This window comes from Xylanimonas allomyrinae, assembly GCF_004135345.1.
Classification (GTDB): domain Bacteria; phylum Actinomycetota; class Actinomycetes; order Actinomycetales; family Cellulomonadaceae; genus Xylanimonas; species Xylanimonas allomyrinae.
The window spans coordinates 2582545-2594833 of sequence record NZ_CP035495.1 but is presented as its reverse complement, the minus strand read 5'-3'; the positions used below and the strand labels follow the sequence as shown (position 1 = coordinate 2594833).

Here is a 12289-nt window from a genome sequence, read left to right as displayed (position 1 = left end):
CATCATGACCCGCGCTTACCCTGGTGCTCGTGACCAACGCTGACTTCTCTCCGAACCCCCGCGAGCAGCTCCTGGAGCTCATCAAGGAGCTCGCGATCGTCCACGGCAAGGTGACGCTGTCCTCCGGCAAGGAGGCCGACTACTACGTGGACCTGCGCCGCATCACCCTGCACCACCGTGCGGCCCCGCTGGTGGGCCACGTCATGCTCGACCACCTGGAGGAGCTCGGCTTCGGCACCGCGGAGATCGACGCCGTGGGTGGCCTGACGCTCGGCGCCGACCCCATCGCGGACGCGCTCTTGCACGCGGCGGCCTCGCGCGGGCAGGACCTCGACGCGTTCGTGGTCCGCAAGGAGGCCAAGGCGCACGGCATGCAGCGGCAGATCGAGGGCCCGGACGTCGCGGGCCGCCGCGTCGTCGTCGTCGAGGACACGACGACGACGGGCGGCAGCCCCATCACGGCGATCGAGGCGTGCCGCGCGGCGGGCGCGGAGGTCGTGGCGGTCGCGACGATCGTCGACCGCGCCACGGGAGCGGGCGAGAAGATCGAAGCCCTGGGCGTCCCCTACCACCCGCTGTTCTCGCTGGCTGACGTCGGCCTCGCGTGACACACCCGATCGGCGGTACGGGTTCGTACAGGTTCTGACTCATCTCCTGTACAAACCCGTACCGCCGACCGCGTTCCCGCCCTGGGTTGTGGATGGGTGCGCGGCGCCCTCACGGGCGTGGTGTGGGGCGGTGGGGCTGAACCTTTGTCGTCGGCGGTGCTGGGGCTCGCGCGGCGGCAAGCGGGGCTGGTGAGTACCGTCCGGTACGCCCGCGTCAGGCCAGCGCGATCAGGTCCGCGATCGAGTTGACCACCCTGGACGGGCGGAACGGGTAGGTCTCCACCTCGTCCGGGGTGGTCGAGCCCGTCAGGACGAGGAACGTCTCCAGCCCGGCCTCCAGACCGCCCACGACGTCGGTGTCCATCCGGTCGCCGACCATCGCCGTCGTCTCGGAGTGCGCGCCGATGCGGTTGAGCGCGGAGCGGAACAACACCGGGTTCGGTTTTCCCACGTAGTACGGGGAGCGTCCCGTGGCGGCCGTGATGAGCGCGGCGACGGCGCCCGTGGCCGGCAGCGGGCCGTCGAGCGACGGACCCGTGGTGTCCGGGTTGGTGGCGATGAACCGGGCCCCGCCCTGGATGAGCCGGATCGCCTTGGTGATGGCCTCGAACGAGTAGGTGCGCGTCTCGCCCAGCACCACGTAGTCGGGGTCGGACTCGGTGAGCGTGTACCCCACCTCGTACAGCGCCGTCGTCAGCCCGGCCTCGCCGATGGCGTACGCCGAGCCGCCCGGCACCTGGTCGTGCAGGAACTGGGCGGTGGCCAGCGCCGACGTCCAGATCGACTCCTCGGGCAGGTCGATCCCGCCCGTCGCCAGGCGCGCCCGCAGGTCGCGCGCGGTGAAGATCGAGTTGTTGGTGAGCACCAGGAACGGGCGTCCGGCGTCACGCAGCGCGGTGATGAACTCGGGGGCTCCCGGGATGGCGTGGCCCTCGTGGACCAGGACGCCGTCCATGTCGGTGAGCCACGACTCGATCGGACGGGTCATCGGAGTCCTCCAGCATCTCGCAGATCAGCGTGCGCGCCGCGGCACGGCGTCGTCGTCGAAGGTACCTGCCAGTCAGGGGTTCCTCGTGGCCGAGGCGCTCGCCGGCTCGCCTCCGGCGGTCCCAGTCGCCCGCGCCGCATCCGCCGACGCCGCCCGCGCTGCACCCGCGGCCATCGAGTCGGCGACCCGCAGCTGCTTGCGGCGCTCGCGCAGCACCTCGACGACCATCGGCACCACCGACACGAGCACGATGAGCAGCACCAGCGCCTCGACGTGGTCCTTGACGAACGCGATGTTGCCCAGCAGGTACCCGACCAGCGTGATCCCCGCCGCCCACAGCGCGGCACCCAGCGCGTTGAACGAGATGAAGTGCCGGAACGGCATCCGCCCGATGCCCGAGGCGACCGGCGCGTAGGTGCGCACGATGGGAACGAACTGGGCGATCGTGATGGTGCGCCCGCCGTAGGTGTCGAAGTACCGCTGCGTCTGGTCGATGTAGCGGCGTTTGAAGATGCGCGAGTCGGGCCGGTCGAACAGCTTCGCGCCGAACACGCGCCCGAGCGTGTACCCGGTCGAGTTGCCCAGCATGGCCGCGCCGAACAGCACCAGCATCACCACCGGCAGCGGCAGCGTCATGGCGTGCTGCGCGGTGAACGCACCGGCCATGAACAGCAGCGAGTCGCCGGGCAGGATGGGGAACAGCAGCCCCGTCTCGATGAAGATCACGCAGGCGATCGCGAGGACGGCCCAGCTCCCGTAGTCGGCGAGGAACCCGTTGATGAGTGTCGAGGGGTCCATCCAGCTCGGCCCGAGCGCGGGCAGCGCATCAACGAGGGCGGTCGTCAGCATGCTGACGAGGGTAGTGCGCAAGGATGCGCCTATGAGCACGAGTTTCACCCGACCCGGCCCGGCCTCCACGAAGTCCTCACCCGGCACCCTCGGAACCCCGTTGTCCCCGCACGCCACGCGCGTGCTGCTGCTCGGCGCGGGCGAGCTCGGCAAGGAGGTCGCGATCGAGCTCCAGCGCCTGGGCGCCGAGGTCGTCGCCGTCGACCGCTACCCCGACGCGCCCGCGATGCAGGTCGCGCACCGCAGCCACGTCGTCGACATGCTCGACGCCGCCGCCCTGCGCGAGGTGCTCGACGCCGAGCGGCCCGACGTCGTCGTCCCCGAGATCGAGGCGATCGCGACGCACGTCCTGGCCGACGTCGAGGCCGACGGCGTGCGCGTCGTCCCGACGGCGCGTGCCACCCGCCTGACCATGGACCGTGAGGGCATCCGGCGCCTGGCCGCCGAGGAGCTCGGGCTGCCGACCTCGCCCTACCGGTTCGTCGACACGCTCGACGACCTGCGCACCGCCGTCGACGCCGTCGGCCTGCCGTGCGTGGTCAAGCCCGTCATGTCGTCCTCCGGCAAGGGCCAGTCCGTGCTGCGCACCCCCGGCGACGTCGAGCGGGCCTGGACCTACGCGCAGACCGGCGGGCGCGCGACGGCCGCCGAGGGCGCCGCGGTGCGCGTCATCGTCGAAGGGTTCGTCGACTTCGACTCCGAGATCACCCTGCTCACGGTGCGCTCGCGCGCCACCGGCACGACCGTCACCACGTTCTGCCCGCCCGTGGGCCACGTCCAGGTCGACGGCGACTACCGCGAGTCGTGGCAGCCCGCGCCCCTGAGCGAGCAGGCGCTGGCGCGGGCGCAGCACGTCGCGGGCCGCGTCACCGAGGCTCTCGACGGCTGGGGCTGTTCGGCGTCGAGCTGTTCGTCGTCGGGGACGACGTGCTGTTCTCCGAGGTGTCCCCGCGCCCGCACGACACGGGGCTGGTCACGCTCGCCGGCCAGGACGTCAGCGAGTTCGCGCTGCACGCGCGCGCCGTGCTCGGGCTTCCCGTCGCGTCGCCGTCGCCCGTGGGCGGGGCGGACCAGGCCGCCGCGTCGTGCGCGGTGCTCGCCGACGGCAGCGGGGTGCCCGTGTTCCACGGCGTGGACGACGCGCTCGCCGTCCCGACGGCGCAGGTGCGGCTCTTCGGCAAGCCGCGCGTGGACGGCCGCCGCCGGGTCGCGGTGACGCTGGCTCGCGGCGCCGACGTCGAGCAGGCGCGCGCCCGGGCCCGCGAGGCCGCGCAGGCGCTGCGGGTCGACCTTGTCTGAGCCCGCCTCCGCCGCCGCGACGGACTCGCGCGGGCACGACGAGTCCGTCGGCGTCGGGCCGTGGCTCGGGGAGTGGCCCGACGGGCCGCAGTGGGACCCCGAGCTGCTGGAGCACGGCGACCGGCGCAACGTCGTCGACGAGTTCCGGTACTGGTCGGTCGCGGCGATCGCCGCGGAGCTCGACGCCCGCCGCGACCCCGCCCGTGTGCTGCACGTCGCGATCGAGAACTGGGCGCACGACTTCAACATCGGCTCGGTGGTGCGCACCGCCAACGCGTACAACGTCGCCGGGGTCCACATCGTCGGCCGACGACGGTGGAACCGCCGCGGCGCGATGGTGACCGACCGCTACCTGCACGTCCACCATCACTCCGACGCCGCGGCGCTCGCGGCGTGGGCCGAGGCCGAGGGCCTTCCGCTGGTCGGGGTCGACAACGTGCCGGGTTCGCGGCCCGTCGAGGGGTATGCGCTGCCGCCGCGCTGCGTGCTGGTGCTGGGCCAGGAGTCGACCGGCCTGACGCCCGCGATGCAGGCTGCGTGCGACGTCGTCGTGCACATCACGCAGTACGGTTCGACCCGCTCGCTGAACGCGGGCGCGGCCGCCGCGATCGCGATGTACGCCTGGTCCCACCACCACCCCCCGCGCTGACCAAGGCCCGCGCTGACCAAGACCTCGGCGGTCTGGTCGTCGGTTCGTGGTCTGGTCGTCGCATCTGTCCGACGACCAGACCACGAACCGACGACCAGACGGCGGGGCAGTCCCTGCAGCGACGTTGCAGCGGTTGCGCGCGGCCGTCCGCATGACGGTCAGGCCACATGCGTGGGAGGATGCCGGGGAACATCCCCAACTGTCTGCTTGGAGTATCAACGATGCCCATCGCAACCCCTGAGGTCTACGCCGAGATGATCGACCGGGCGAAGGCTGGCAAGTTCGCCTACCCTGCGGTCAACATCACGTCGTCCTCGACCGTCACTGCCGCCATCCAGGGCTTCGCGGAGGCCGAGTCGGACGGCATCATCCAGGTCTCCGTGGGCGGCGCCGAGTACGCGTCGGGTTCGACCATCAAGGACCGCATCACCGGTTCGCTCGCCCTGGCCGCATACGCAGCCGAGGTTGCCAAGAACTACTCGGTGAACATCGCGCTCCACACCGACCACTGCGTCAAGAAGAACCTGGACTCGTGGGTCCGCCCGCTCCTGGCGCTCGAGGCCGAGCAGGTCAAGAAGGGCCTCGCCCCCACGTTCCAGTCGCACATGTTCGACGGCTCGGACATCCCGCTGGAGGAGAACCTCGTCATCGCCGCCGAGCTGCTCGAGCTCTCGCAGGCCGCGCGCACCATCCTCGAGATCGAGGTCGGCGTCGTCGGTGGCGAGGAGGACGGCCACGTCGCGGAGATCAACGAGAAGCTCTACACGACGGCCGAGGACGGCCTCGCGACCGTCCGCGCCCTCGGCGCCGGCGAGAAGGGCCGCTACCTGACGGCCCTGACCTTCGGCAACGTGCACGGCGTGTACAAGCCGGGTGCCGTCAAGCTGCGCCCGTCGATCCTCGCGGACATCCAGAAGGCCGTCGGTGACGAGATCGGCAAGGCCAACCCGTTCGACCTCGTGTTCCACGGTGGCTCGGGCTCGACGGCCGAGGAGATCGCCGAGGCGGTCGACAACGGCGTCATCAAGATGAACATCGACACCGACACGCAGTACGCGTACTCGCGCCCGGTGGCCGACCACTTCTTCAAGAACTACGACGGCGTCCTGAAGGTCGACGGCGAGGTCGGCAACAAGAAGGCCTACGACCCGCGCGCCTGGTACAAGGCTGCCGAGGCCGGCATGGCCCAGCGCATCATCGAGGCGAGCCAGCAGCTGCGCTCGGCCGGCAACAAGATGCGCTGACCTGCGTCAGCACGCGAGACGCGTGAGGCCCCCACCCGGTTCCGGGTGGGGGCCTCACGCGTCGTGCAGGTGCTGGGCGGTTCAGTCCAGGCCCTCGTCCTCGTCGACGATCTCCAGGAGCTCGCCGATGCGGGTGACCTCGAGCAGGAACTTGACCGTGGGGGGTGCGCGCAGGATGCGGACCTTGTGCGGCATCCGCGACCCGAGGCGTGCGAGGAACGCGACGCCTGAGGAGTCCATGAACGTGATGTGGTGGGCGTCGATCTCGACGGGCAGGCCGGTGGCCTCGGCCTCGGCCGTCGCCTCGCCCAGCTCGGGCCGATGTCGGCGTCGATCTCGCCCGACAGGACGATCCGGGCCCGGGAGGCGCCCACGATGAGGTGGACGCTTGCTGGGTCGCCGAGCTCAGGTAGGCCGTCGCGCTCGCCCGTCCTGCCGAGCATGGCGGACTCGGGGTCCGATGTGTCCCGCACGGTGCTCCTTTCGAGTCCCGGCCTCGCGTGCCGTCGGGGACCACACTACGGTTAAGTGACCAGCAGGGACACTATCTGTCTTGACACGTATCACGAGGGCGGAGGATGAATGGCGGAGGCCGACCGTCAGCACCCCCTGCCGTCCCCGGATCTGCTTGCGGAGCTGATCGAGGGGACGTCGTTGTGCGTGTTCCTCACCGGCTCGTACGAGCAGGGTATGCCCCTGTTGTGGGTCAACGAGGCGTTCGCCCAGAAGACGGGCGTCACGGCGGGCGCCAGCGCGCCGCCGACGGCGCTGGGGCGCGCGTCGATCGGCCCGCTCGAACGCGTGCTGGCCGACCCGGCCGAGGGGATGCTGGCGGTCCCGGCGCTCGTCGCGGGGGAGGGCGGCACCTTCACGCTGCAGTGCCTCAGGGCTGACGGGACCACGTACTGGTCGCACGTCACCTTCACGCCCCGGCGGGACGCTTCGGGTGCGACCACGCACTTCTTCGGTGTGAGCGTCGACGTCTCCGCATACGTCGACGAGCGCTCGGCACAGCTCCAGACGCTCGCCGTCGAACGTCGTCAGCGCGCCGATCTCGACCTCATCGCCCAGACCACCGAGCTGCTCGGCGACCTGGAGTACCCGCACGCGCTGCGCGACATCGCCGAGCTGCTGCGCTCGGTCGTCCCGTGGGCCGCGTTCTACCTCAACGACGACGGCCTGCTGTATGCCGAGGGGATCGACATGGCCGCCCCGCCGGGTGGCCGCGGACGCCGGCATGCGCGCTACGTCGACGGCTCCGAACCGGAACCCGTCGACGAGACCTTGCCGGCGGCAGGGCTGGAGTCGATCGACGCGGTGCAGGATCTGCTCGACGGCCTGGTCGACGGGCCGGTGCTCGTGCGCCTGGACGTCGCCTACCCGCCGTACTCGGCGTCGGGATGGCTGCGCCGCGACCTGGTGCGGCGGGTGCTGGAGGAGACCGGGGTGCGGCCCGGCTCCGTCGTCGTGCATGCCGTGGGCGGGCGCCGCCAGGTCCTGGGGCTGCTGGTCACGTGGAACGGCGACCAGGCCGGCGCCCAGGGCGCGGCCGGCGAGGCGCTGGGCGAGCCCGACGACATCCGCACGGTCGTCGAGGTCGTCGCCCGGCGCGCCGGGACGGCGATCGACAACGCGCGCCTGTACGCGCGGGAGCACCACCTCGCGGAGGCGCTGCAGCGCGCGATGCTGCCCGAGCAGGCCGACGTCACCGGGCTCGACGTGTGGACGTACTACGCGCCCAACGCCGAGCACGCCCAGGTGGGCGGCGACTGGTACGACGTGCTCGACATCGACGGCTCGACCGTCGGCCTGGTGATCGGCGACGTCGTCGGGCACGACGTCGAGGCCGCCGCCGCGATGGGTCAGCTCCGCTCGGTGGTGCGCTCGTACGCGTACGAGCTCACGACGCCGGGCGTCGTGCTCGACCGTGTGGACACGCTCGTGCAGGGCATGCGCATCCCGCGCTCGGCGAGCCTCGTGTACGCGACGCTGCGGCGGCGCACCGACGAGACCAGCGACGTTCCGGGTGAGGTGCGTGCCGACGAGTCGTGGGACATGGAGTACACGCGTGCCGGGCACCTGCCGCCGCTCCTGCTGCGCGACGGCGAGGTGCGGCAGCTCGCGAGCAGCGGGGGATCGCTCGTCGGCTTCGGGTTCACCGAGCGCCGGACCGCCCACGAGGTGCTGTTCCCGGGCGACGTGCTGCTCTTCTACACCGACGGTCTGATCGAGCGCCGCGACCGCTCGCTCAAGACGGGCCTGGACGCGCTGGTCGAGACGTCGGCGCGCATCACCGCGCGCGACGCCGCCGGGGTCGGCGAGGAGCTGCTCTCGCGTCTGGCCGACGCGCCCGAGGACGACGTCGCCATCGTCGTCGTGCGGCTGCCCGACCCGGTGGCCGATGCGTCGACGCCTGCGCTCAGCCCGCGTTCGCGGCGGTGGGTGCTGCCCAGCGAGCCCGCGTCGATCGCGCGCGCCCGCCATGCCGTGGTGCGCTCGTGCCAGGCATGGGGGCTGCCCGAGTCGGCGTCGGCCGAGCTCGTGGTGTCGGAGCTCGTCGCGAACGGCGTGCTGCACGGGTGGGGGCACATCGCGCTGCGCCTGTTCGACACCGGTGACGGTCTGCGCATCGAGGTCGAGGACGCCAACCCGGCGCCGCCCGTGACCACCGACGGGCACCCCAACCGCGTGGGCGGGTTCGGCATGCAGATCGTCGAGCGGCTCGCGGACTGGGGCTGGCGTCCCGCGGGTTCGGGCAAGCTCGTCTGGGCGCGGCTCAAGCAGCCGACGTCGTCGCTCGCCGTGCGGTAGCCGAGGGCACGAGCAGGACGGCCCGCAGCGCGGCGTGCCGGCCTTCATGCCGCCGTCGGGCGTCGGCCTTCGCGCCCGCCGTGGGCGTCGGGCGTCGTCGTTCGCCCCTGACCGATGGCGCGGGTTCGCGCCGTCGCCCGGTCGCGCTCGTGCGGTCGGTGCTCCCGGGCCGCCGCCTCCTGGGCGAGCCCGAGAACCGGGCCTGCCTCGGGCAAACCCGGAGGTTGCCTGATCGCGGTGTGTCAGTCGGGGATCAGGAAGCGTCACCCTCTGCCGCCGATGTGGACAATCGTTTGCGATAACGAACATTCGCCCATTTCGCACCGCGGCACTCACCGTGTTCCGCGCGAGATGGACGTGGTCAGCGACAAGAGAGGGCGTGCGGCACGATGTCCGACCAGGCCAGAGTTCGATGCGCCGCGACCCGGCGGTCGCGCGTCGGTGCGGGGTTGACGGCGATGGCGGTGGCTCTGCTACCGCTCGCCGCTGCCGCGGTCGGTGCGCCGTCGGGCGTGCTGACGGCGGCCTACGCCGTGGACACGCCCTCCGCCGCGGGGACGGGCTTGTCCCCGGGCAGCCCTGCCGAGCCCGTGCTGGTGTGGAGCGAGGACTTCCAGCGACCGTCGTCGATCCCGAGCGCTGCGGTGCCGATCGACGAGTACGTCGGCGCGGGTGCGGACGGCGCCCTTCACTACACGGCCGACCCGTTCTTCTCGGCCGACGCGAACCTGTGCAACGGATGGGTGCTGTCGGCCGCGACCCTCAGCCCGACCAAGGACAACCCTGTGGCCGACACCGGATGCACCAGCGAAGGCGGCCGTGACTACAACGACGGGTCCGGCAAGAAGGTCGACTTCCAGAACGGCCAGATGCGTTCGTCCTGGTACTTCCTGCGCTACCTCGCCTACGTCCTGGGCCGGTACGGCACGGGGGCGGGCGCGGTGGACCCGGTGAGCAACGGCGTTCTCGCCATGGAGACGAACGGGAAGTACGACGGCGAGCCCTCTGGTCCGACCATGCTCTCGACGGCCAAGACGCTGTCCGGGACGGCCGGGCACTACTACGTCGTCGGTGCCGATGTCGCCGCGATGCACCCGGCGTCGGCGGATCAGAGCCGCACCGACCCGGAGTACCACATGTACCTCGTCGTCGACGGTGACCCGATGGAGGTCACCTCGCCGGAGGGAGTCGATCCGTTCACCGACCCGACGGTCACTCTCGTTCCTGTCGACCTGTTGAAGGACCCGCTCGCGATCGATCGCCCCGCAGCGGTCAACGACAACGCGGACACCTCTGGTCCGGGCAGCAGAAACCCGGCCAACCTCCAGGCGTATGTCAGCCCGGTCGCCGTCGTGAGCATTCCGGCGACCACGGCCTACCAGGTCGGGACCAAGGACCAGTCCAACGTCGAACTCGGGTTCCAGCTGACGAACAACTCGCTGGCGACGATCGGCAACGACGGCGCGATCGACAACCCGGTGATCAAGGACGTGACGCCGCGCCTCGACAAGTCGTTCTCCCCGAACAGCGTCGTCGCCGGTGAGGCGACGACGCTGACGTTCACCGTCACGAACACCTCCGACCTGCTCGCCAAGGCGGGGTGGACCTTCACCGACTCGCTGCCGGACGGCCTCGTGGTGGACCTCGACCAGGGAGAAATCACCACCAGCGGCGGCGAGCACGTGTCGGTGGTTGCCGACGGGGGCCGCATCACGGTCGAGGGTGACCTCAAGAGCGGCGAGAAGGCGGTCACGGTGACCGTCCCGGTGCGCGCCACCGCCAAGGGCACCTACACGAACGACGCCGACAACGTGACCACGTGGGGTCTGTACGAGCCGGGTTCGACCACGCTCGACGACGCGGTGCCGGCTCCTGGCGTGTCCATCGACAAGACGGTGGACGCGCAGACCGTGCGCGCCGACGAGCCGTTCACCTACTCGGTGACGGTGAAGAACAGCGGCAACGTCGCCGCGGCGAGCGACGACGTCCTGATCGCCGACCCGATGCCGCTGACGGACGTCGCGTGCACGGCCGGTGACGGCACGCCGCTGACCCACACCGTGGACGGGGTCGGCACCGACGCGCAGCGTTACGCGGTCGCCTACGCCGCCGGCATCGGGCACACGCTCGCCCCGGGCGAGTCGGTGACGTGCACCGGCAAGCGCACGCTGACCGGCGACGAGGCGGCGGCGATCGGCGACGGCGGGGTGCTGACCAACACCGCGAGCACCTCGGTGGAGTTCACGTGGCACGACTACGACGGCAAGGAGGTGGTATCGCCACCTCTGACGGCGTCCGACAGCGCCGATGTCGCGGTGGACTTCGGGCCCGACCCGGCGATCGGCCTGGAGAAGTCGACCACGGTCGCCAACGTGACCGAGGCGGGCCAGGAGATCCCCTACACGTTCGTCGTCACCAACAAGGGCAACATCACGTTGAGGGACGTGACGGTCGAGGACGCCATGCTCCCGGCTCCGCCCGACGCCGGCGCACCCGTCTGCCCGAAGACCGACCTTGCCCCAGGCGAGTCCATGACCTGCACCGGCACCTACACGACGACGCAGGCGGACGTGGAGAAGGTGTCGTCCGGCGGTTCGGTGGTCAACACCGCTACCGCGACGGGCACCGGCACCTGGACGGAGAACACCGCGGACGGGCCGCGACCTCACGACGAGAGCGTCTCGGCCACCGACACGGCGACCGTGCCGGGCCTGCCGATGCTGACCAAGGACTTCGCGCCGGAGACGGCGCTGACCGGCACCTCCGTCCCGCTCACGTTCACGATGAGCAATGGCGACGCCCTGGCGGCGGGGACGTACGAGTTCACCGATCACCTCCCCGACGGGCTGACCGTGGACACGTCCTTCGTGCCGACCGTGAACGGTCGGGAGGCCGGGTACGGCGGCTCCGCGGTGACCACCGTGAACGGTGGCGCGGTGCGGATCGCCGTCGCCGACTCAGGCCGTCAGATCACCGTGACGGGCTCGTTCGCCGCGGGCGAGGCCGAGCAGATCGTGCTCGTGCACGTCATCGGTGAGACCGCGGGACGGTACGTCAACGGCCCGGAGAACGTGGACGTCGACGGGATCCTCGAGCCGAACGAGGACGCCGTGGTTCTCAAGGCGTTCGAACTGAACAAGGTGGACTCGGCCGGCCATCCCCTCGACGGCGCTGGGTTCGCCCTCGTGACCGGTGACCCGGAGACCGTGGTGCCGCTGACGAACAAGGTCGACGACCAGGGGAGAAGGTTCCTGGCGTCTTCACCGCGGCGGGCATCGAGCCGGGAACCTACCGGGTGAGGGAGACCCGGACCCCGACGGGCTACAACCCGCTGCCGGATGACTTCGAGGTCGCGGTGGGTGCAGACGGCGTCGCGTCGATCGTCGCGAACGTCGAGTCCGCGCAGACCGGTGCCGCCCTGGTCACCGTCGGCGACGCCGGCGACACCGACGGCGAGCTGGTGGTCACCAACGAGAAGCCCCGGGCCGATGTCGTCGTGAACTGGGTGGACTCCAACGGAGACCCCCTCCGCGAGTCGTCGAAGACGACCCAGGACGTCGGTTCCGGGTACGACTCCTACTTCGGCAAGTCCGGGCCTCCGACGTTCCCCGGCTACGTCCTGTGGGATCAGACCGGGGACACCCCGGCCGGCACCGTGGACGACGACGGCGTCGAAGTCACCTACGTGTACGTGCCCGTCACCGATCCTCGCCTGCCGATGAGCGGCGGCGCAGGCACTCGCGATCAGGTGCTGCTCGGTCTGCTCGTGGCGGTGGGTGGCGCGAGCGCCGCCTGGGCCGTCCGGCGGCGCCAGCTCGCCCTCACCAAGGAGGTGTGACCC

At 71.2% G+C, this 12289-nt stretch carries 10 protein-coding genes and 1 pseudogene; 8 read left to right on the top strand and 3 right to left on the bottom strand.

The window, feature by feature from the left end; genetic code table 11:
* Positions 1–29 precede the first annotated feature (29 nt).
* A complete protein-coding gene (pyrE, locus tag ET495_RS11850) occupies positions 30–608 on the top strand; it encodes an orotate phosphoribosyltransferase (protein ID WP_129204979.1) in 579 nt (192 codons plus the stop codon).
* Between the two features lie 214 nt (positions 609–822).
* Here pyrE and ET495_RS11845 read toward each other — a convergent pair whose 3' ends face one another.
* Together ET495_RS11845 and ET495_RS11840 are read right to left on the bottom strand one after the other, a co-directional pair.
* Positions 823–1596 (bottom strand): HAD-IIA family hydrolase, encoded by a 774-nt coding sequence (locus ET495_RS11845; protein ID WP_129204978.1) that lies wholly within the window; start codon positions 1594–1596, stop codon positions 823–825.
* 72 nt (positions 1597–1668) lie between these two features.
* Positions 1669–2445, bottom strand: coding sequence for a VTT domain-containing protein (locus ET495_RS11840; protein ID WP_129204977.1), 777 nt, complete (start codon positions 2443–2445; stop codon positions 1669–1671).
* Here ET495_RS11840 and purT point away from each other — a divergent pair.
* From purT to fbaA, 4 genes and pseudogenes are all read left to right on the top strand, one after another.
* Positions 2375–3390, top strand: a pseudogene (gene purT, locus ET495_RS11835) (formate-dependent phosphoribosylglycinamide formyltransferase); the annotation flags it as partial. The gene ET495_RS11840 and the pseudogene purT sit on opposite strands and share 71 nt — an antisense overlap.
* Positions 3373–3744 carry an ATP-grasp domain-containing protein gene (locus ET495_RS19420; protein ID WP_425471234.1) on the top strand — a complete coding sequence of 124 codons (372 nt, stop codon included), beginning with the start codon at positions 3373–3375 and terminating at the stop codon, positions 3742–3744. The pseudogene purT and the gene ET495_RS19420, both read left to right, overlap by 18 nt.
* On the top strand, positions 3737–4393 hold the full coding sequence (locus ET495_RS11830) for a TrmH family RNA methyltransferase (protein WP_129204976.1): 657 nt from the start codon (positions 3737–3739) through the stop codon (positions 4391–4393). The genes ET495_RS19420 and ET495_RS11830 overlap by 8 nt, the downstream gene beginning before the upstream one ends.
* Positions 4394–4614: 221 nt before the next feature.
* Positions 4615–5637, top strand: coding sequence for a class II fructose-bisphosphate aldolase (fbaA, locus tag ET495_RS11825; RefSeq protein ID WP_129204975.1), 1023 nt, complete (start codon positions 4615–4617; stop codon positions 5635–5637).
* Positions 5638–5718: 81 nt separating this feature from the next.
* Here the strand turns inward: fbaA and ET495_RS18805 are convergent, their stop codons facing one another.
* Positions 5719–5913: an STAS domain-containing protein gene (locus ET495_RS18805; RefSeq protein ID WP_245993453.1), complete on the bottom strand. Its 195-nt coding sequence runs from the start codon at positions 5911–5913 to the stop codon at positions 5719–5721.
* A gap of 306 nt (positions 5914–6219) precedes the next feature.
* On the opposite strand from ET495_RS18805, the gene ET495_RS11815 reads away from it, so the two are divergent.
* The 3 genes from ET495_RS11815 to ET495_RS11805 all read left to right on the top strand — a co-directional run bounded on the left by ET495_RS11815 (position 6220) and on the right by ET495_RS11805 (position 12286).
* Positions 6220–8448: a SpoIIE family protein phosphatase gene (locus ET495_RS11815; protein ID WP_129204974.1), complete on the top strand. Its 2229-nt coding sequence runs from the start codon at positions 6220–6222 to the stop codon at positions 8446–8448.
* Positions 8449–8906: 458 nt separating this feature from the next.
* Positions 8907–11747, top strand: a complete 2841-nt coding sequence (locus tag ET495_RS11810; RefSeq protein WP_162616463.1) for a DUF7507 domain-containing protein — start codon at positions 8907–8909, stop codon at positions 11745–11747.
* The gene (locus tag ET495_RS11805) at positions 11744–12286 is read left to right on the top strand and encodes a MucBP domain-containing protein (protein WP_162616462.1); all 543 of its coding nucleotides are present in this window, start codon (positions 11744–11746) and stop codon (positions 12284–12286) included. The genes ET495_RS11810 and ET495_RS11805 overlap by 4 nt, the downstream gene beginning before the upstream one ends.
* Positions 12287–12289 lie beyond the last annotated feature (3 nt).

Bases quoted from the DNA above. Each gene is read 5' to 3' on its own strand.
- ET495_RS11815 (WP_129204974.1), top strand. From the start codon at position 6,220: ATGGCGGAGGCCGACCGTCAGCACCCCCTGCCGTCCCCGGATCTGCTT.
- ET495_RS11845 (WP_129204978.1), bottom strand. From the start codon at position 1,596: ATGACCCGTCCGATCGAGTCGTGGCTCACCGACATGGACGGCGTCCTG.
- ET495_RS11840 (WP_129204977.1), bottom strand. From the start codon at position 2,445: ATGCTGACGACCGCCCTCGTTGATGCGCTGCCCGCGCTCGGGCCGAGC.
- fbaA (WP_129204975.1), top strand. From the start codon at position 4,615: ATGCCCATCGCAACCCCTGAGGTCTACGCCGAGATGATCGACCGGGCG.
- ET495_RS11810 (WP_162616463.1), top strand. From the start codon at position 8,907: ATGGCGGTGGCTCTGCTACCGCTCGCCGCTGCCGCGGTCGGTGCGCCG.